We start from the raw sequence: 19,776 nt of genomic DNA, 5'->3' as shown, positions 1-19,776 counted from the left end.
ATAAAACACCCTACTCCAAATAACCCATCTCTTTCAAATCCTCATACACAATCTCAGAATATACTTTTCTTCCCTTTTTATTAAGATGGTCCGCATCAATGAAGTATTCCTGCTGATCGCTGAAGCGTTCATCGTTCATGTAGTTGAGCATTGGAACATCCAGGTCAAGTTCCTCAAGGTGTTGAAACACGAGCTCGTTCATCACGTCTTCATCAAGATAAGCCCCGTAAGACTCGTGAACTGGCTCCATCGTCAGAACGACAGGATAGCCGTTGGCGTTGCAGTGATCAATGATGGCTTTGAGATAGGCCATATTCTCCTTGATGATGTCATTGTCGACGGCCCCTTGATACTCGTCTTTCACTTTTTGAAACTTCCGCATGGCATAATTATCGCCACCGTTTACCCACGGCTTATGATCGTCCCAGCGGAACTCTTTGAATCGCCCTGCGACAGCAGAGAGAAAACGTCCGGTGTTGGCCCCTGGCAGGTACAGGTACGTGTAGTAATCAATCCAGTTAAACGGATCGATGTCTGCACGGTCCAGGATTTTATAATAGTTGCCGATGTAATTGTTTTCTGTATTTCCGAACGTAATCTGAGAGATCGACACAAGGATGACACCATTTGGCTTCACGTATTCGCCGTATTCTTTTAAAAGCTTGTAGTCATATTCAATCGTCTGTGCAGGTAGCGCCAGATCCAGGTGCTCAAGGCCTGTTGACTTGAAATTATAACCATACATAGCGTGAGAGGCACCAAGGTTGATAATGTCAACCTGATGCGGGTCTTCTTTAAATGCCACGATGGAATGGTTGATGTTGTAATCATGTGAGATGCCGACGAAATGATTGATCGGCAGGAACAGCAACACACCAGCCACTACCACTGTGAACATTTTGAGAACTAACGGTCGCATGATGCGTTTAGAAGTTCCCATAGATGAATCCACCTCCTGTCATCCCAAAGACAATGATTGACAGCACGATGAATGTATAGGCAGCAAAACGCGCTCCAAACGGTCGTGCAGATAGCCACTTCCACGAACAGACATGCTTTCGTTCGATATAGTGGAACAGTTGGACGACGACAAAAAACACTGTGAAGATCACAAGATCAAGGAGTGAAAACAGTTCAAGCGCTTCAAACAAACCAAACGGATTCCAGGAAGCAGGATTTACAAAGAGAAGCGCATTTTGAAATGCACCTTCCACCGTCTCCGAACGGAAAAACACACGCGAAAAGCACACGAGCAGAAATGTTACTGCAATCTTCCACCATTTGTGCAGCGCAGGATGCTGGTCAATCCGTACAATGGATGCCATTTTCACACGCGAATGCTTTGTATAGTCACTAAACACGCGGTAGAAGCCGTGCAGTAACCCCCATATGACAAACGTCCACGCCGCTCCGTGCCAGATGCCGCTTACCAGAAACGTGATCATAATCGCCACGTAGACCTCTCCACGCTTTTTCTTCCCTTTACACAGCGGGATAAAGATGTAGTCGCGAAGCCACATGGATAACGTAATGTGCCAGCGATTCCAGAAATCAGCGATTGAAGTGGCGAAATGCGGCTGTTTAAAGTTTTCTGTAAGCCTGATACCCAACATCCGCGCACAGCCAATCGCAATATCTGCAACGCTTGAGAAGTCAGCGTACAGCTGGATAGAAAACAGAATCGTAGCGACAACAAGCTGAGAACCTGTCGGGTCCGGTGAATCGTATACACTGGCCACGATCGGTGCCAACCGGTCCGCAATCAGCGTCTTCTTGAAAAATCCCCAAGCAATGCGCTTCATGCCGTAGGTGATGTTGCCTGTGTCAAACCTTTGTTCCGTTTTAAACTGCGGCAACAACTTTCTCGCGCGTTCAATCGGCCCTGCGACCAGTTGCGGGAAAAAACTGAAGTAGATGGAAAAGTAGCCGTAGTGACGCTCGGCTTTCTGCTTCCCGAAGTAAATATCCGCGAGGTAACTGATCGCCTGGAATGTATAAAACGAAATGGCAAGGGGCAGCACAATGTCCTGATACGGCAATGCGTAATTAAAGCCCACCTCAGCGGCTAGTCTACGCAGCGTATCACTCACAAAATTCAAGTATTTGAAAAAGCCGAGCGCAAAAAGGAGGACCACAATTCCTCCAAGCATCACGCGCTTTTTCTGTAGTTTCGTTTCCTGCTTTTCGATCCAGATCCCGGTGGCGTAAGTAAATGCCGTACTGATGAGGAGCAGCGGGATGAACTGGATGCTGAGCGTGGCATAGAATATGTAGCTTGCCACGAGTAACAGCATCCACCTGAAGCGATGTGGCAACGCATAATATGTCACGACAACGATTGCTATAAAAATAAGAAATTCAATTGATATAAAAGCCATGGGATCACCTTATTAAAATCAACGCAGCTCCGAATAGAGGATCTTGCCGTACGCATTACGAGGCAGGTCGTCTCGTTTTCGAATGGTAAAACCTTTTACGTGCAGTTGTTCTTTCATTGTTTTTTGTATCGCGTCCGTATCATCGTTCACTGTGTAAATGATGAGTTCATCATCGCTACCCGTGCAGACGCAGTCGTAACCGTGGTCATGCAGCACACCTTCGACTTCATCAAGACTGATGCGTGTACCGTATAGTTTGATGATGCGTTTCAAGCGGCCTGTGATAAAAAAATCGCCGTCTTCGTCCAGGTACGCAATGTCTCCAGTACGAAGCACACCTTGATTATCATCACCGCTTGCCAAATCTTTGATCGATTCCGCGTAACCAAGGGAAACGTTAGGACCTTTGTAGACTAATTCACCGGTGATATGATGATCACTAATCCCATTCCCCTCTTCGTCCTGCAGGGTCAATTCACCACCCGGGATGGCACTGCCGATACTATCTGGTTTATCGAAGAGTTTTGCATGTGGTAGGTAACTCATGCGTGCTGTAGCTTCCGTTTGTCCGTACATGGTAATGAACTCAATTCCTTTTGCCTGACAAGTTTCAGCAAATTTGAGGGCAAGCTCCGGCTTCATTTTGCCGCCAGCTTGTGTGAGTGTTCGCAAGTGAGGCAGCTCCATCTTGTCGAATTTCAACTTGTCGAGCATTTCATAGACAAATGGCACGCCGCCGAACGTCGTGGCACGCTGTTCGTTGCAAAGTTGCCAAAAGTCTTTTGTGACAATCGACGCATCCGTCAAAATGATCGTCGCACCTCGTATAAGATGACTGTTCAAGATCGACAGTCCGTATGAGTAGTGCATAGGTAAAGTCGTGATTGGCCGGTCTTCTGATGTGATATTGAGGTACTCTGCAATGGACTCCGCGTTACTGAACAAGTTGTTGCTGCTTAAGCGTACAAACTTTGGGCTCCCCGTGCTGCCAGACGTTGTGAGAAGTAAAGCCAGTTCCTCGTTCAGATCGTGTTCTGCAGGTGCCGGATGGCGAAACAGTGTATAATCCGCATACGTGAATGTGCCTTCCATCGATTCACTGAGAGCCGGATGTGAGCTGTTTGCCCAAACGAACGCAGGTTGATAGAGATCGATCAGTTTCTCGAGCTGATCATGTCTAATCGCTGCATCCAGTAACACCGGGACGATCTGATTACGAAGAAACCCGACGTAGCCGAATACAGATTCTTTATTGTTTGCACAGAGCATAAAAACGAGCGTGCGCTTCCCGACCGCATCCGCTACCGTGTCTGCGATCCCGATCATTTCTGAGTAAGAATAATCGCGTTCTGCATGCAGCGCAATCTGGTCACTAAATACTTCAAGTGACTTAAAGTCAGTCATTGCTAAAATCAACACCCAGATCCTCAAGAAGCTTCATACCCGCTTCATAAGTATTAAATTCTGTAAGTACTTCATAGTCGATCGACACGTCAAATAGCTCCTCCATCTCAGAGATCAGTCCTATATGCGCAATCGAATCCCATTCGTGCGTGACGCCAAGCGCCAGCCCCTCATTTACTTGTGTTTCGTCGATTTCGAGTATATCTATAAAAGCCTGGTTATATTTTTGGATGTTATTCATCAGTATGTTCCTTTCAGTCGCGCATAATATTGAGAATGATTATCATTTCCGTTTTTGATTTTAGCACGCGAAAGGATCATGGTCAATTAAGTTTTTAAGGAGGAATGCAGCAGGCGGAGGGTTTTTGTAGGAGTAATGCCTCTGCGCAGGAAATAAATTCTAGCAAATTCATTTTAGTTATATAAACAAGTGGAATTGTGTAAGAGTGGTGTTCAACACAAGGACATTAAGCTACCAAAATGAGCATGCCACTTTCTACTTAATTTTTGCGACTTGATAAGTACAAGGTCATCGTAACTGTGATATCACTTACCATAATGCGCATCCAAATAATAAGAACCCATATTGCACTTCAATTATGTAATTTATATTATAAAATTATTATATACATTAAATGTATTTTAATTGAAATAAATGCAAATGATTCGGTATAATCTTCATGTTGTTTAGATATAAGATATTCATTTATAATAAATATCCATTACTTGGTGATTGGTGAAATCAAAAAACATCTTACTAGAAGGTTCTGTAAATTTTAAGTGACATGTGAGAGCATATTTACATTACCTCTAACTGAGCCAAGTTCATACAGGAGGGTAATAAATGATGAAAAGATATATCGTTATAGGTGTCATTCTATTTGCTAGTATATTTACATTGCTAGCCATTAACTTTGATACTGATAAAACAATATATATTAAAATGCAAGATACTGTTCAAGATCATACCCAAGACAATAGTTCCAATGAGAAAGTGACTGAAGAGTGGGCTGCAGAGGAATTGTTTAGATACTTAGAGAAGCAAGATCATCCGTCCAACAATTTTGAGCTTCACTTAGAAGAACAAGAAAAAGACAGCTATGTTATGCAAGCTTATAACGTAGTTGGAGAAGATGATTCTCAATCCAAAGAAAAAATAGGCTTGTACGCTGTAAGTAAAAGTACCGGTGAAATAACATTACTTAATTAAGTGAGTCACTCATGTAGGAAAAGCTCTCATCTCTGAATATTTGCACCAGTGTCTCCACGCAAAAAACCCTTACAAAACCCCCACCTCCTCCAAACCCTTACCACACCTAGCCTCAACCCACCTTTGCGCATCAGGTTGATGGAATGAAGTTTTACAGAAAAAACGCCGATTTCTAACGAAATGAATGAAAAAACGTCCGAGAAAAGATGCCGAAAATGTAATGAAGTTTTACAGAGGGAACAGGGTAAAGGATCGGATAAAGATTAGGGTTAAGGTAGATCTTTCAGTGAGGGAACGGGACATTTTCAGGGAGAAGAGAAGCTGGCTTTCACTCATGCTTTTCTTCTCTCTTTTCCTTCATGCTTGTTGATACGGCGGTCTTTCTCATGCTTTCTCCTCTCTTTTTCCCTCCTGCTTTTTCTCTCCTGCTGTTCATTTGTTGACGCAAAAAAAGACCGAACAGCGTACCAGATGGTACGTGTTCAGTCCTCTTTTTTCATGCTATTTCATGCCCTGTTTCGCTCGTTTTTTCCTCACGTTCTGTAAGACTTTATTCCATTTGGTAAGAGTTTATTACGTTTGGTAAAAGTTTTTTGCGTGGGGACATAATAGGTTTAAGGTTAGCTAGCCTTTTATTCTTCCATCAATTCATATTGCGTGGTTACTAAATTATTTGTCCCAGGAATAAATTCGATTTTCAAAACATCTCCTGCTTCGAATAAGTCTAACTTCTTTTTTGTTTTATTAACGTCTTTGATAACTAGATTGTCATATGTTGATGTTCTTAGAATATTTTTAATAAGTACGCCAAATAAATTAATTGATATATATTCTTGACCTGTTAGTACAATTGGAGGGTTATCAGTTCCATCTAAATGTTCCATCAAACCATCTACCGCTACAAACTTTATTCCAACATTCTTTATATTATACTCAATATCTTTTTTCTGTACGAGTGCAGTAAGTATATCAATTGCTTCAAAATCGTTTGAATGCATTTTGTCAGGGATTTCAAACTGCACATTTAATTCTTGCTCTATAATGAGTAATTCCGATAGAAGTTGGATTCTATCTTCAACTGCTTCAATAGCCTTTGAATCGTTGAACTCAATTCCTTTAGCAGAAAGTATATTTTTCTTACTCTCTAAATCGATTAAAAATAATTCTGAGTCTTCATTTTCATATTTGAACATATCAAGAAACATTTTTTCTGCAATTACTTTTCTCTCAAAACCTTCCCGAATTCTTAAGTTTATTTTGGTCACTTGATCATTAGTTTTAAATTTGTTGAATACATCATTGAGGATAATCGAAAAAACGATAGGAGATTTTATTTGACGAGCATTACTTAGAGTCACAGTCACATTCCCCTTATTACTGGCGTAATCTGTAACTTGTAATTCTAAATAATCATAAACTGTCTCAGTTTTATTTATATAAGATATAGTCAGTTTTGCTTTCAATGGAGGAGGTAACTTATCAGGTAATATGTACCACTCTCCTTTTTCTGAAGCATATCTTTCAAAAGAGTTCGGATGTTCGACAAGGTGATTACCTATCCATGTTTCAATATGCTTTATATTAACTTTTACTTTTTCTTGCGCAAAATACTTTTGTGTTAACAAATCATTAAATTTATCGAAACTTGAGATTTTCTCATCTTTAAGAGATAAGACACCTTTGATTTTAAGCGGGAGATTTTTGGCTTCATCTTTCTTTTCTATTGAATGTTTAAATACAATGTCTTCTCCAATCATTAAAGGCTTATAAGAATATACAGGATAGAACGGATGCATCTTTTTCTTTTCATTCAACATATTTTCAAGTAGTTCTGTAGCCTCTTCTAATTTCCCCTGTTTTCTATAACGAGACATTACCTTGTATGGATCATTTATGATTGTAATTTCATTTTTGTTTGAATTTATATTTGCGATATTAACTTCTGCATCACCTTGCCTTATCTCTTTCTTCATTTGAACTTTCCCCCTCAATTCTTATAGAATTATTTTTGGAGTTTTTAAGAGCGATATTATTTTTACTATTTGTTTGATATATAGTTGTATCTTTAGAATTTTTCTTTTTGAATTTCCACAAAATCCCACCACCTCCAAACAAAAGAGCAACTATAATTCCACCTAAAACGCTTATAGATAAGTCAGTTAGCATACTTTTCTTCCTTTCAAAAAATCTAAAATGCTTCATAAAATAGCATGTAATAATGAATATTTTACATGCTATTTATATTGTAAAAACAGTATTATTACTCGTTATCTTCATGTTCTAAAATGTCACGCTCTTCTTCTGAAACCTCATTTTTATTTATAAGAGTTTGCGCAACTCCTGCACCTGCAAGGATTAATGTCCCACCTATCACATTAGCAATAGTTAACCAAAATTTCTTATTGTCCGCATCTAGCTTACTTGCCATTTTGGCAACTTCAAGGATTTGCTCTCCTAATTTCATTCTTTCTTCTGGTGTTAAATCTTTACTATTCTCAGATAAATAATTTTGTAACCCTTCACGTGTCTCTTTAAAAATCTCAAATGCTTTATCAGATGAATGCTCATTACTCTTTACTATATCATTTAAAGAGTCTAAATAATTCTCTACCATTTCAGGAAAAAAATCTATTTTAGCTATTTCTTTTAAATACTTTTCTGAAAGTTTTTTATCTTTAGAAAGAACATTTAATACTTCATTCCCATCATGATCTTTTAATGCTTCTACAAATTTTCTCTCCAAATAGTTTGTCTTGATGCCCATGTTAATTCCTCCTTTTATTCATTAAAAGATTCAAAAATAATACCTTCCATTCCTTCATTCTCTGATGGATCACTACTTGTTAAGCCTAAATTAAATAATATCCATTGTTTAATTTTCATAAATGTTGAAAACTGTGAATGCCAAAAAGTAAGGAAGTGTCTTCTAGTATTGGAATCCATGAAAGTTACTTTATTGTCTTCTTTTAATATCTCAATATTTTTTTGGGCGTTTAAAATTGAAAAATCAAGGTGATTAAGAATCAACACAATCTTTGCTCCTGAAAACACCTTCTTTTTAAACTCTTCAACATCGTAAGATTTCCTATTAAAAGTATCACTTATATAGCTTGAAGTTGTGTCGACAGCTACATTTGTAGCATAAATAGAGATTTCATAATTTTGTTTTTCAATTCTATAATCTTCTCCTATATCTTCTAGCGGGAAATGAGGATGCCCGACAATATATCCATATCTATCTAAAAAGTCTAATATCTTTTGAATTTTAGCCCCCCTTTGTGTAGTTTTTTTAATCGAACCATAATCGCTCATATTTTACCAAACCTCCTTAAAACCATTTTAATGCCTAAGAAATGATTTGTAAATAAATAATTACATACAAAATAAATAATATACAGTTTCTTTTATAAATAAGTGATGCATGCTGTTATCCTTACTTCTTTTTAATGATATTTGATCGAAAAGTGTTTTTTTAATCATTTATGTGAAAGATTTAAATACTTCTGCACGAAAAGACCGAACAGCGTATGAAAATATACGTGTTCAGTCTTCTCAACTCGACTTCTTCATTTACTTAGTTCGCACACATAAAACTATTCTAGTATCCTTTGAAATTTCGGCCTAAATAAACTCTTCTATCCAATTTGGATCTACTATAGTTGAATGTGAAGTTTCCTTCAAATTTTTATTACTCGTTAAAATATAAGTTTTAAGGTGTTTTATGTCATATTGACTCACAATAACCATCAATATATTTTCTCGAAATTCTAAAGGAAAATAATTTGCCAGCTTTTTTATAGCCTTTATGTCTTTCTGACTTGGATTTAAATTTTTAGAAGGATGAGTATGCCAATCCCCTAAAAAATACAGCATATAATCAGATTTTTTATTTATGTCATTACAAAACTTTGTAACGTGTTCTTTATCAAATTCAATAGAACTATAGGTCATCTTAGCGCTCTTACCAGGAGAGGAGGCATGTGTAATTATTAGAACCTCTCCTTTTTGATATCCAACTAAAGCGCCTCCAAACTCAGTTCCCTTTTTATGATTTTGTAAAAACTCTTCTATTTGGTTCAAACTGTTTTCAGTAAACAAAACTTCCTTAATTGTCATTGCAAATACCACAACTATCTAATCTGGGATTTTCAAAATGATTCACACTATAACTTCTATTTCCCTCATGATCTTTCTCACTCCATATAATGTAGTGTTTTTCATCAATATTTTTATTCAATAATGTATCAATCGTCCTTTGTGCTATTAAACCACTTGCAATGTTGACACTTGATACCCCTCCAATAAATGTTGGTTGATCACAACCTGGAGCAAACTGTTTCCCATTTAATGGCGCTCCAGGAGGGGTATGATGCCCATGGCTATGATGCCAGCAACCCCAGCAACCTGAACTTCCTGGAATATAGTTGATCACTTCAGCACTCCACGCTCCATTAGTTACCGAACCAATTATTAGTGGCTGTTTATTTTTCACACAAAAGCGATTCAAATAATGAGTTACGCTATGTTCTCCTGTGGTATCTATGATAATGTCAGAGGAGATTAACGACTCTTGGATTTGATGTTGTACTTCGATATGGTTTCTTCCACCTATTACTCCTATGATAGGAATAACTTTCGTAGTTGGAGATAAATCCTGTATTCTGTGTTTTACTCCAATGACTTTAAAAGTTCCAAAATAACTTTGTTTTACCTGATGTCGTATGGCATTAGATGGCTCATATTCATCATAATCTATTAAGGAAAAGTTTTTGATACCCTCTTGTGCTAATGTTGTTGCTACTAGAGAACCTAAAGAGCCTACACCAATAACTGTAACTTTTTTATCGCTTAAAAACTTACCAGTTGGTGTTCTAATTTCAGAATCGTCCGTGCTGACAAGATAGCACTGAATCCACTCAAATTTCTCTTGTGTAATTTTCAAACCAATCCATGCAAGGCGCTTATTGCCGCTCGTCCCCCATTCATCCTCGAAGACAAAAAAAATAAATTGATTATTATTTTTCTTTTGAACTCGGATTTTTTGATCCGCTAGCCACTTTTGAACATCATCTGAACGAAGTGGTGGAGGTGTGTCAACTCGAAAAATTTCTACTTTGTTTAAAGGAGATTTCCCGAACCACTTTTCATAACCTGAGTGAAGGTCGAACTGGCATTCTTCACTAATTATTGATTTTAAAATACCTCTCTTGGATTGAGGGTCAACTCTCATATAACCTTTGCTTTTATTAGGTATTTCCGAGACTTTCAGGTCTCCAAAAGGAAGTGGTATAAGAAGACCTCCCCTACTATAATCGTATTCATTTATTATTGGCTCAGGCACATCATCTTGAACTGCATATTCAGGCTCAAAAGTTTGTGGTGAATAATTTGCAATTAAATCTTCAGCTTCGTGAATAACTTCTCTGGCTGTGAGATTTGCTCGCCATCTTTCAGAAGAAAAACCAAAGCAACATAACACTTTTGAAAGTTTCCGTTGATGCTTGACTAATAATAATTCATCTCCTACATCACTTATGACTGTAGGCGGAAAGGAAGGGAAACCCTCTGGATATATTACTCTCAATGGATATTCAGGAAGTATTTTAGATCTACCTGAAAACTCTACCGTTTTGTTGATAATTTTAAGAGTGAAACCCTTTTCTCGCATAATCTTTCTTTCTCTATTAAATATTTCAGGCATTTCTTCATACCACAACATTTGATTAGCCATATCTACGCTCAGGTTGTTCCCCCCAGTCTTCCATATTTCGTCTTACAGTTGGTCTGTCGGAATTGTGACTACTGTTTTCAGTATGAGTAAAATCATTAAATACTTTTTTCCATTCAGCAACGCCTATTGAACCTTTAGATTCATCAATGTAACTCAAGCAATTAATCGCAGTTGATTTCATTAGTGACTTTTTAACACTATCAATAACATCTGCTACATTATTGGCTGAATTGGCAGGATCAATTAAGTTAACACTTTCAACATTACTTTCTATATATTCTAGAACTTCCTTGGTTTTATCTTTAGTGCTAGTAGCGCTTGAATCCTTTAATGCTTGAATAACTAACAATTCAAGTGCGAATGATTTAAATTTCAAGTTCCATCTGTCTCGCCAAATTTTAAAAATTTTGATGATATCACGACAGCCACTTTCAGTAATATGAGACTTATGTGTTTCAATATTCGTCTTAATCCTACTATCAGTGTCTGACCTATATAGGTATACATTATTGTCTTCACTTTTGTCAGAAATTCTTCTGCCTGGCACAACGTCAACTTCAAAATCTGGAATCCCTATAGACACCTTTTGCTTTCTTACTTCGTAATTTTTTTCTAGGAAATCATACACATCTTCATACATACTAGCCAAAGTAGCATAAGACTCTTTTTTGAAGTGGACTGCTAAATCAATATCCTTACTTGAGTTAATTGCTGTTTCCTTTGCAATTGAACCCGAGTATTTTACAGTCTTTATTTTAGAACCAAATTCTCCTCGCAAAAGACTTTCAACCTCGTCTCGTTTTTCTTTTATTTTCTCCTTATCTTCTGGTTGAATTTTCTCATCATCTAAAAGTTCTGAAAGATATTCATTAATAGTCACGCTATTCTCCCCCATCGTTATAAGATAAAATATTTGTTAATGAAATCATGTTACTTGTAAGAGTAGTTGGTAGATTAGCTAGTACAGAAAATGGATAATCATGTATCATAATTTCATCGTTTTTTGTAACTCGATCAGATTTAGCATAAATGACTATAGGTACTTTAGAATCTTTATTGCGCAAATAATCTATATATTTACCTAAAAAAGGATCTCCATTTTCTATTGATTGTTTGTAAGCATAAACTAAGATATCAACGTCTCCAGTATCCATTCTAGTTTCAAAGTCGTCGTACTCTTCAACAATTAGTGTTTCTACACTCTTAACGAGCTTTCGAACTCTTTCAATTTCAAGCATGTCCATTTCTTCTTTTTTATCTTCAGGAGTTATGAATAACACTCTACTTTGTCGAATTGAATATTGAGCATTCATAAACCTCTCAAGCTCTGTATATTTACCTTCAAGATCTTTAACAGCCTCTCCTGACAACTTAAGGATCTCATTCTTCACATCACTTTTAATTTCTTCTACAGATGACTTTAAAGTCACCTCTGCATTTTCCTTGACTTCAGATTTAGTTTGACCAAATATCCAATAAAGAACTATGACGCCAGCTGTAACTAATATTCCTAACGCCACAAAGAATGTGTTTACTAAACTTATAAAACTATCTGTATTACTATTAGCCATATCTTTATAGTTAGAAAACTCTTCTCTTAATAGATTTACTGTAGCTTCTGAACCGCCTTCACTTTGCAATTCATTCTCTTCTTGTAAGAGACTAATTTCTTTTTGTAAAGTTGTAATGTCTTCTTGCAAAACATGCTCCATAGTTCTTGCTGAATTAGCTAGATATATTAAGAAAAAAAGATTGCAGGCGAGGGTAATAATTATTAGAATCGGTAGTATTGAGAATTTATTTATTCCAGATTGGTTCTTACTATGTTTGTCCTTACTCAAAGTTCTCCTCCTAGCATTTCACTTATAGATATTTTTTATTTATTCAGAATTTTACACTTTTGTATTATATCATATATCCCGATCCTATTTACCCTTTAAGATTACATAAATTAACACATACATTTGTATTCACTTATTTCTATAACTTATTTCTTTTTTGATCTTCTCCATATTTAATCACCGTTCCAACATCCACCCCAAGCCTCCGACCAACTTCTCGATAACTTAATCCCTCTCCTATCAATCTATTTGACTCCTTTTCCCACACTTGACCGAAATTCATGACTTTAGAGATCTTAAATCGGTCTTCACTCACTTTATCAGCACCTTTTCTCGTATAAGTAAATCCACATTCTTCACATTTAAAACTGCCAATAGGTTTTCTCGTTCTTTCACATGTTCTGATTGCTACATGCTTAATAACGTTTACTTTGTAACTTGAACAGACTTTATTTAGACATGGCCAGTTAGGACTGCCAAACGGCTCAACTTTCAATGAGGTTTTCTTGAAAACGTCTTTGACTTGTTTACATAGAAAGTGAAGCAGAAGGATATGATGATATGGATGAAACGTTTTTCTATGCTTCCTAGTGATTGATGTTATCCAGGACTCTTCAGAAGAAATAGTTGAGTTCAAAAAAGTGAAAAGTTCTAATGAATAATTCAACTTAAAGTCTTTGATTAGATTTTTTTGACGCACATGTCCCTTTAAAGTGGAATAACCGCTTTCGAATAAGCATTTCTGATAAAAATCAGTTAACCATGAAAATGAAGTGTGGGGAAATGATTGATTTAGGAGGGTTTGCATCTCTGATATGACAGGGATGAATTCTGCCACTAACTCAGGATTGACAAGATTCTTTCTTTCAAGATCACAGTTCTCATTTGTGGGCAGAATATATCCGTGTGGATTTGATTGCTGTAAAAGAACTGTACTGTCCTCTAACCAGCTTTCATGCTTTAAGCATATAAGGTTACCAGGAAGCTGATGCATTCGATGCCAATACAGTTCCCCATAGTGACCTAGATCTTCCTGAAAGCATACAGGGCAATATTTAAAATATTGATTTTGAGGAATCATACTCGCAACAATTCCTGACTGAGTGTGAATACCTTTTCCATCGTTGCTTTTCATTGCCTTATAAATTAACTCTTTTTGATTCCCTGGCATAAAAGCAGTATAAAATGGAAACATAGTATGTTGATTAATGAATATATCTGCAGTTAAAGTTGTGCATTGCGGAAGTTGTCCAACAAGCGCATCAATATTGGAAGGTAGCAATGCGGTTGCTCTCACCGTCCTTCTGCAGTATAGGTCATCCAGCGTATGCTTCAAATAGAGATTCCCAGACCTGATATGATACCTTCCTAGAACACTGTATAAAAGTTCATCTGGATACGGAGTTGGAAATTGTATAATCATCTCTTCCAGTCCTTTCAATATTCTTGTCTTATGATCCCCGCACCTTGTAGTGCTTCATATGCATTTAGTCCGTTTTCTTTTCCACACGTGACGACTTCTCGTAAATCGTTTTCGATTTGAGACGTTGGTGATGTTGCTTTGATAACTCTATAAGCCTCTTCTAAAATCTCCCTCAGCCCAACGATTCCTTTTGAATACAAATTTAATACGGTTTCTCTTGCAACATCATTAGAAATTCCAAGCAGAGAAAGCCTACTGATTGCATCCTCGACCACTTTAGACTGTACTTCTTGTCTTTCAATACTGTTTTTTAGCGAACCCAGTACATCCTTGTCTTCAAGTTGGATTACTTCTCTTTGGATGTAGGCTTCAATATTCGGGAAAGTGATATCATCATAGTCAGCAAGTCTTTGAATGTTATTGCTTCTGAGCGCTTGCAACATTGGTTGAACCATTTGCAATTCTTCTTTACTGACTCTTCTGATGAGATCAGGTGTAATTGATTCTTCGCCATCACTAATTGCACGTAGCTGAACCATCATGAAGAGCTTCACTGCAATATCAGCAATCCCCTGGCTTTCATCATAAAGAATAGAAGAAAACTCATCACTGAAATTTACTGGCTCTCTCGTCCATTGATATTTCCACAATCCTTCAATGAATAGATCCCAGATTTCATCCTTTTTCATTCGATCCCATAAGATGTTCCCAGCATTAGTGCTTCTTCTCGCTTGTCGGAACTGAGATTGAAGAATATCAATAGATTTGGGTGTGCCAATAATGATTAAAGGTATCTTCACTTGATTTATTAATGTAGTAAAAAAGTTCAGTAACTGAATGGAATTCTTACTCTTTACTCCCTTTAGGTGTTGGAGTTCATCAATTACGATAACACCTACATTTTTTGCGATTTGCGCCATGATAGGCATGAGTTGGCTCGTAGATAATCTACTGTTAACATATTTCTCGAAATATTTAGTACCTGTGAGTAAGTCAAACTGCAAGAAAAAATCAAAGATGATTGTCTTCACTGAGCCATCAAAAGGCGTTTGAATAGTTAGGTGTGTAATTTGGTATTGATTTAAAGGCTTTCCATCATAAGAAGTATGAGATATCACTTGAGGGATCGTTTCCAATATTTTTTGTACGGTACGTGTTTTTCCAACTCCGCTTACACCAATAATACTGAGTGTTTGACTCGTCTGAATCGCAGTATTTTCAAACTTATGGTGTTGGATGTTAATCCAATTATCTACGTAGTCTTTAGCATGCGCTCTACTTAATGGGTTTCTAGACATATATCCTGCCCTAAGAAGTCGGTCAATAGAAGATTGTATGTGTAAATGTACAGGTAAAGGCTGAAAGTAATGCATCACTCTCGAAAGAAGATGCAATTTTTTATAATCCGCTAAGAACCGTTCTTCAGAATGAAAAGGAGGATATACACTCAATTGATCAATAACTTCCTGCTGTGAAAAGATAGGTGGTAGTGCTTCTATAAATGGATTACGTTGATACTCAAGGATATCCTGTTGGATATAATTCGCTACTTGAGCATGAGTGCCATTTGGCAGTTCAATGATCTTCATGGTTCAACCTCTCCCTTTGCTTTTTACGGAACAGATCAATATCTTTTACTTTCTTAGTGATTAGACTGTCATCAACTTTTTGATTCAAAGTATTTCTCTTATAATCTACTGCACTTAAATGCTTTTCTTCTATGCGATTCTGTCGAATGTTTTTGAGGCCTTTGACTGAGTCATTTCTATTTAGCTGAGCATCACTTTTAGCTTCTTTTACAATGCCCTCAATTTGCTGAGCTAATTTGACCTTTCCGTTTAACTCTTTAATCTGGAAGTCAATTTCTTGTTGGCGCATACTTTTCTCGTGCGCTTCAACTTCTTCAAGCGTTGCAGATTCATACATTCTGTATTGATCAATCAATGAGCATTTCTCATACTGATTTCGACCTAGCTTGATATAGATATTCGATAAACTCATGGGATTGTAGTGAGCGCTGACTTTCCACGATCCTTGTTGGCGGGCATGCGAAAACCATCCCTCTTTTAGTGAAGTTTTTGATGAATAGTAAAGTCCATTTACTAGGATTCCTTTACTGGTTACAGTAGCTTGCTTTACAGGATAGACGGTACTCTTGATGACATCGGGTGTTAGTGTCTTTAGGATGCCACTTCCTTTACTCAAACCCCATTTAAAGATTTCTATTGGAATAGGACGAACACCATCCTCGATCATACCTTTTGAAAGAGGATAGTTTTTCAAGTAATGCTCATTGTTGAAATGAATAATACAATGTAAAACTACCTTGGTGTATTCCTGCAACGTTAGTACAGCTGATTTGCGATAATCCTGCGCTCCTCTCTCACCAAAATCTTTATAAACAGATCCAGGCAAAAACGGCTTCATATATGATTGCAACATGTGAAAACTCTGTTCAACAATCCCTTTTAGCTCTGGACGGTATGAGGCAGTATTTTGCACTTTCAGATGTAGATCATCAACTATTTGATCAAGGTCTTTCGAAATTAGCTCACTACCTCTGTCTGCAAGAATTGTATGCGGCACGTAAGAGATTGGCCAATCATTCTTTCCAATGTAAAACCCAAGCGTTTCCTCACAAAATTTTTGTTTATCTTCCAATGCATTTGCAATTGCCATACGAAGAGACGTTCCTGCCATGTTTTCAATAGAAACATTTACACCTGTGATGCAACGTGAATGTATATCAATAAGCAGGTAAATAATTGGACGACCTATCACTTTATTTCGATCAAGACATGAAACGAGATAAATATCCGCTATCGTACCGTCTACTGCATACAGACCAATCCCCATTGAATCTTCCGTTGCAGATCCAATAATTGCACGATGGTTCTGCAGATAAGCTCTGTGTCCTTTTCTTTTATATACTGCATAATCTGTCTGATACCATTTCCTATACCAGTAATAGAATTGATCATAGGTTGGAATAGCAACTTCAGTATTCAATGCCTTCTGCTCAGATAAGTCATCTTTCTTCACTGAAAAATGCTCTTTAATCATCTGATGATAAGCATGCTTCAATGAAGGAGATGATCTCACAAAATAAAACTTCTCCAATGAAGAACGGAAAATCTTTTTCCATTCATCAGTGACGTTTGAGCGCTTAATTGAGGTGTGATATACAGCTGGTCTCCCTGATTTGCTGTTGAAATGTTTTCTTTCCCCTTTTCCACAATGAAAATAATCTGGAAGGAGTGAATTTTTGGTAAGCCCTCTTGTCCAATATTTTATGAGATAGTTATAAACCGTCTTTTGGCTAACACCACTCTGTTCTGCTACTTCTTTAATAAGAGACCACCTATGCTTAGCATCAAAAATTCCTGGAACACGATGAACTTTTTCAACGATCCCCCATGCTTCCTCCCTCTTTTTTCGTTCTGCTTCCGTCAATTCTTCTCTTGCATCAATAAAGAAAGGATCTTCATCCGCTACTTTAAGAAGTCCGTTCTGAACCTGTTGTACAATGACGTTTACTTCTAAACGGTATGGGAATGTTGGTTTATTGATGTTTACTAGAAAACAAGATTGAGTAGTTGCATCTATCCAAACCACCCTTTCAAGTTTGGTTTCATCATGTTCACTTTGTAACAGCATATTAACCGCCAACTGCATAATCATCTCTCCTGACGTCATCGTTGTTGATTTCGATCTCAAACCACTCAACATTGTTAGAAGGATCTAGCTTTCGTGCCATATTCACACTAATTTGTTTAGTAGCGATCAGATGTTTAAACAGAACAAGCCCTGTCCCATCATCTAAGTGATATGCGCTTTCTATTCTTTGTAAGACTTTCTGTAATTTCTCTGCGGGATAATTATAAAGATGGCTCTCCAAATCACTCTTGATAGCTGAGATGTTCTTATTCAAATCTGGATAATCCCTAATATCAAACGCAGTCATAACCCAACCTATATTTCTGGACAGTTCTTTATTGATCTCTTTTTCAGTGACCACACCAAAATCAATCCCTTTTTGTTCGAAATATCTCCGTTGTATTTCTAAACGATCAATGGTTGCTTTTTTATCAAGTTCACTAGACAACTTGATTGCTCTGGCTTGTTGAAACTCCTCACCTTTTTCATTCAGTCTTGTGATTAAAAAGGTAACAATTTGCATATGAGGGACGTGTGTTTCTTTATCAAATATTCTTTTTTGGAGATCTTTGTCTAGCCCCAAGTCCAGCTCATGAAAATCCAGAAGTGGAAACTGCTCTTTAAATTCCAAAATATGACTATCGAATTCTAGACAATTAAAGTAATTTAGCTGAAGGTCACTCATTAGATGAACGACACGTTGCAATTTATGACTGAACACACGTGTAGATCGACCTTGGGAAGATATGTCCTGCACTTGAAGCCAGGGCTTATAATCAGTTCCTCTACCTGTTCCACGTCCTTCTTTCAAAAAGCGCTTCAGTGTTGATTCCGTCCACTCTCGATACATAGTCATCACTCCATTTGCAAAAAAGCAAAATAAAAACCACGATTGCCATCAGGCAAAGCCATCTGTTTTTTTTAACAGGCTTTCCTCACGACATCGTGGTTTCATTCTTTATATTTTGTTGTAGATTCACCGTTGAAGCACTCCTTTCAATATGTTTAACCTTTCGATAAAAAGATGAACGAGAGATATCTAGCTTTTTATAAGTAGATACAGCTGTTTGTTCACCGCTTTTCCATTTCTGATATTCTGACATGAATATATGATCCACCTGTATTGGGGGTCTCCCGAATGGCACACCATTTGCTTTTGCTAACTCTATTCCCTCTCTTTGACGCTGTCTAGTGCTTTCTCTTTCGAGTTCATAAAGCGCTCCAAATACTGTGCAGATGAACTTCCCTTGAACTGTTGCTGTATCAATATTTTCTTTCAAGCTAATGACTTCTACTCCTTTTTCAGTTAAGTCATAAACAATCTCCAGAAAATCTTTGGTATTACGAGCAAGTCTAGATATAGACTCAACGACCAGCGTATCTCCTTCTCGAATAAAATTCATCATGTCCTGAAGTTGAGGTCTGTTTTTATTTTTACCACTTAGCTTATCCATAAAGATCTTCTCTGCACCTTTTTCTTCAAGCGCCACAATTTGTCGTTGCGGATTCTGACCTTGAGTAGAAACTCTACAATATCCAATCTTAATCTCGATCCCCTCCCGAATATACGTTTGCTTTTATTATAATTTGTATCAAAACGTCTGTGAAGGGCCTGCAACATCTCAAATATATGTATAGGGCTTTTTGGCACATAGTAAATGATGTATCGCAATAACTACACTTTTTGTGATAGTAGATATTAAAAAAGTTAATAAGCGAGCATTTTCCATTTCAAAATGCTCGCTCTGATGCTCACTTATTCCATATATCAGCATTTAATAATAATGTTAATTCTTTCCTCCCTAGATCAACTCCATGGTCATCTAAGAGCGCTACAAATTTAAGAGCTTCCTTGTAGAAGGTTTTAAATATTAAAGCATCTTGCTCTTCCGAAAATAAGAGACCCTCTATTTCAGCTTGAATCCAGACTTCTTCTGAATCTCCTAGGAATGAATGCAACTCCTCAAAAACTTCGACTAACTCAACAAAACTCGGGTCTCCATAATCTCTCATCAATATATAGCCCCTCAGAATTTCACTTGATGAGTGATTTCGAGGTTCAAATTCAGCATCTCTTAGCATCTCTAAATGATAGTTATCTTTTTTGATCTTAGTAATCTCCATTTTGTTAA

The 19,776-nt window shown here is 37.2% G+C and carries 19 protein-coding genes; 1 reads left to right on the top strand and 18 read right to left on the bottom strand.

The window, feature by feature from the left end; translation table 11 throughout:
* Nucleotides 1–10: 10 nt before the first annotated feature.
* The 4 genes from ACH6CZ_RS11090 to ACH6CZ_RS11075 are packed head-to-tail and all read right to left on the bottom strand — an operon-like array spanning nucleotide 11 to nucleotide 4,023.
* Nucleotides 11–940 carry a hypothetical protein gene (locus ACH6CZ_RS11090; protein ID WP_374097514.1) on the bottom strand — a complete coding sequence of 310 codons (930 nt, stop codon included), beginning with the start codon at nucleotides 938–940 and terminating at the stop codon, nucleotides 11–13.
* Nucleotides 927–2,378, bottom strand: a complete 1,452-nt coding sequence (locus ACH6CZ_RS11085) for an MBOAT family O-acyltransferase (RefSeq protein WP_374097513.1) — start codon at nucleotides 2,376–2,378, stop codon at nucleotides 927–929. The genes ACH6CZ_RS11090 and ACH6CZ_RS11085 overlap by 14 nt, the downstream gene beginning before the upstream one ends.
* Nucleotides 2,379–2,396: 18 nt before the next feature.
* The gene (locus ACH6CZ_RS11080) at nucleotides 2,397–3,797 is read right to left on the bottom strand and encodes an AMP-binding protein (RefSeq protein WP_374097512.1); all 1,401 of its coding nucleotides are present in this window, start codon (nucleotides 3,795–3,797) and stop codon (nucleotides 2,397–2,399) included.
* Complete coding sequence (locus ACH6CZ_RS11075) at nucleotides 3,775–4,023, bottom strand: acyl carrier protein (protein ID WP_374097511.1); 249 nt, start codon at nucleotides 4,021–4,023, stop codon at nucleotides 3,775–3,777. The genes ACH6CZ_RS11080 and ACH6CZ_RS11075 overlap by 23 nt, the downstream gene beginning before the upstream one ends.
* Nucleotides 4,024–4,626: 603 nt before the next feature.
* Between ACH6CZ_RS11075 and ACH6CZ_RS11070 the strand changes: the two genes are divergently transcribed.
* A complete protein-coding gene (locus ACH6CZ_RS11070; protein WP_374097509.1) occupies nucleotides 4,627–4,992 on the top strand; it encodes a hypothetical protein in 366 nt (121 codons plus the stop codon).
* Nucleotides 4,993–5,624: 632 nt separating this feature from the next.
* Here ACH6CZ_RS11070 and ACH6CZ_RS11065 read toward each other — a convergent pair.
* The 14 genes from ACH6CZ_RS11065 to ACH6CZ_RS11000 all read right to left on the bottom strand — a co-directional run bounded on the left by ACH6CZ_RS11065 (nucleotide 5,625) and on the right by ACH6CZ_RS11000 (nucleotide 19,768).
* A complete protein-coding gene (locus ACH6CZ_RS11065; RefSeq protein ID WP_374097508.1) occupies nucleotides 5,625–6,965 on the bottom strand; it encodes a hypothetical protein in 1,341 nt (446 codons plus the stop codon).
* Nucleotides 6,940–7,158 (bottom strand): LPXTG cell wall anchor domain-containing protein, encoded by a 219-nt coding sequence (locus ACH6CZ_RS11060; protein WP_374097507.1) that lies wholly within the window; start codon nucleotides 7,156–7,158, stop codon nucleotides 6,940–6,942. The genes ACH6CZ_RS11065 and ACH6CZ_RS11060 overlap by 26 nt, the downstream gene beginning before the upstream one ends.
* Nucleotides 7,159–7,252: 94 nt before the next feature.
* Entirely contained in the window at nucleotides 7,253–7,756 is a 504-nt protein-coding gene (locus ACH6CZ_RS11055; RefSeq protein WP_374097506.1) for a hypothetical protein, read from the bottom strand.
* 14 nt (nucleotides 7,757–7,770) lie between these two features.
* A complete protein-coding gene (locus tag ACH6CZ_RS11050; RefSeq protein ID WP_374097505.1) occupies nucleotides 7,771–8,304 on the bottom strand; it encodes a hypothetical protein in 534 nt (177 codons plus the stop codon).
* A gap of 309 nt (nucleotides 8,305–8,613) precedes the next feature.
* Nucleotides 8,614–9,108 carry a Mov34/MPN/PAD-1 family protein gene (locus tag ACH6CZ_RS11045; RefSeq protein ID WP_374097504.1) on the bottom strand — a complete coding sequence of 165 codons (495 nt, stop codon included), beginning with the start codon at nucleotides 9,106–9,108 and terminating at the stop codon, nucleotides 8,614–8,616.
* A complete protein-coding gene (locus ACH6CZ_RS11040) occupies nucleotides 9,098–10,723 on the bottom strand; it encodes a HesA/MoeB/ThiF family protein (protein WP_374097503.1) in 1,626 nt (541 codons plus the stop codon). The genes ACH6CZ_RS11045 and ACH6CZ_RS11040 overlap by 11 nt, the downstream gene beginning before the upstream one ends.
* On the bottom strand, nucleotides 10,716–11,603 hold the full coding sequence (locus tag ACH6CZ_RS11035) for an SMODS domain-containing nucleotidyltransferase (protein WP_374097502.1): 888 nt from the start codon (nucleotides 11,601–11,603) through the stop codon (nucleotides 10,716–10,718). Before ACH6CZ_RS11035 ends, ACH6CZ_RS11040 begins: the two co-directional genes overlap by 8 nt.
* Nucleotide 11,604: 1 nt before the next feature.
* Nucleotides 11,605–12,564 (bottom strand): hypothetical protein, encoded by a 960-nt coding sequence (locus ACH6CZ_RS11030; protein WP_374097501.1) that lies wholly within the window; start codon nucleotides 12,562–12,564, stop codon nucleotides 11,605–11,607.
* 139 nt (nucleotides 12,565–12,703) lie between these two features.
* A complete protein-coding gene (locus tag ACH6CZ_RS11025) occupies nucleotides 12,704–13,987 on the bottom strand; it encodes a TnsD family Tn7-like transposition protein (protein WP_374097500.1) in 1,284 nt (427 codons plus the stop codon).
* A gap of 14 nt (nucleotides 13,988–14,001) precedes the next feature.
* Entirely contained in the window at nucleotides 14,002–15,576 is a 1,575-nt protein-coding gene (locus tag ACH6CZ_RS11020; protein WP_374097499.1) for an AAA family ATPase, read from the bottom strand.
* Nucleotides 15,563–17,662 (bottom strand): integrase, encoded by a 2,100-nt coding sequence (locus ACH6CZ_RS11015; protein WP_374097498.1) that lies wholly within the window; start codon nucleotides 17,660–17,662, stop codon nucleotides 15,563–15,565. Before ACH6CZ_RS11015 ends, ACH6CZ_RS11020 begins: the two co-directional genes overlap by 14 nt.
* Nucleotides 17,646–18,494: a TnsA endonuclease C-terminal domain-containing protein gene (locus ACH6CZ_RS11010; RefSeq protein WP_374097497.1), complete on the bottom strand. Its 849-nt coding sequence runs from the start codon at nucleotides 18,492–18,494 to the stop codon at nucleotides 17,646–17,648. Before ACH6CZ_RS11010 ends, ACH6CZ_RS11015 begins: the two co-directional genes overlap by 17 nt.
* A gap of 85 nt (nucleotides 18,495–18,579) precedes the next feature.
* A complete protein-coding gene (locus ACH6CZ_RS11005) occupies nucleotides 18,580–19,185 on the bottom strand; it encodes a recombinase family protein (protein ID WP_374097799.1) in 606 nt (201 codons plus the stop codon).
* A 211-nt stretch (nucleotides 19,186–19,396) separates the two neighbouring features.
* Nucleotides 19,397–19,768, bottom strand: a complete 372-nt coding sequence (locus ACH6CZ_RS11000; protein ID WP_374097496.1) for a hypothetical protein — start codon at nucleotides 19,766–19,768, stop codon at nucleotides 19,397–19,399.
* Nucleotides 19,769–19,776: the final 8 nt, after the last annotated feature.

Origin of the sequence: Jeotgalibacillus sp. JSM ZJ347 (assembly GCF_044383825.1) — a bacterium.
Classification (GTDB): Bacteria; Bacillota; Bacilli; order Bacillales; family Jeotgalibacillaceae; genus Jeotgalibacillus.
This window is presented reverse-complemented; position numbering and strand designations above follow the sequence as displayed.

Bases quoted from the DNA above. Each gene is read 5' to 3' on its own strand.
- ACH6CZ_RS11010 (WP_374097497.1), bottom strand. From the start codon at position 18,494: ATGTATCGAGAGTGGACGGAATCAACACTGAAGCGCTTTTTGAAAGAA.
- ACH6CZ_RS11055 (WP_374097506.1), bottom strand. From the start codon at position 7,756: ATGGGCATCAAGACAAACTATTTGGAGAGAAAATTTGTAGAAGCATTA.
- ACH6CZ_RS11020 (WP_374097499.1), bottom strand. From the start codon at position 15,576: ATGAAGATCATTGAACTGCCAAATGGCACTCATGCTCAAGTAGCGAAT.
- ACH6CZ_RS11085 (WP_374097513.1), bottom strand. From the start codon at position 2,378: ATGGCTTTTATATCAATTGAATTTCTTATTTTTATAGCAATCGTTGTC.
- ACH6CZ_RS11070 (WP_374097509.1), top strand. From the start codon at position 4,627: ATGATGAAAAGATATATCGTTATAGGTGTCATTCTATTTGCTAGTATA.
- ACH6CZ_RS11050 (WP_374097505.1), bottom strand. From the start codon at position 8,304: ATGAGCGATTATGGTTCGATTAAAAAAACTACACAAAGGGGGGCTAAA.
- ACH6CZ_RS11015 (WP_374097498.1), bottom strand. From the start codon at position 17,662: ATGCAGTTGGCGGTTAATATGCTGTTACAAAGTGAACATGATGAAACC.
- ACH6CZ_RS11075 (WP_374097511.1), bottom strand. From the start codon at position 4,023: ATGAATAACATCCAAAAATATAACCAGGCTTTTATAGATATACTCGAA.
- ACH6CZ_RS11045 (WP_374097504.1), bottom strand. From the start codon at position 9,108: ATGACAATTAAGGAAGTTTTGTTTACTGAAAACAGTTTGAACCAAATA.
- ACH6CZ_RS11000 (WP_374097496.1), bottom strand. From the start codon at position 19,768: ATGGAGATTACTAAGATCAAAAAAGATAACTATCATTTAGAGATGCTA.
- ACH6CZ_RS11025 (WP_374097500.1), bottom strand. From the start codon at position 13,987: ATGATTATACAATTTCCAACTCCGTATCCAGATGAACTTTTATACAGT.
- ACH6CZ_RS11065 (WP_374097508.1), bottom strand. From the start codon at position 6,965: ATGAAGAAAGAGATAAGGCAAGGTGATGCAGAAGTTAATATCGCAAAT.
- ACH6CZ_RS11090 (WP_374097514.1), bottom strand. From the start codon at position 940: ATGGGAACTTCTAAACGCATCATGCGACCGTTAGTTCTCAAAATGTTC.
- ACH6CZ_RS11060 (WP_374097507.1), bottom strand. From the start codon at position 7,158: ATGCTAACTGACTTATCTATAAGCGTTTTAGGTGGAATTATAGTTGCT.
- ACH6CZ_RS11040 (WP_374097503.1), bottom strand. From the start codon at position 10,723: ATGGCTAATCAAATGTTGTGGTATGAAGAAATGCCTGAAATATTTAAT.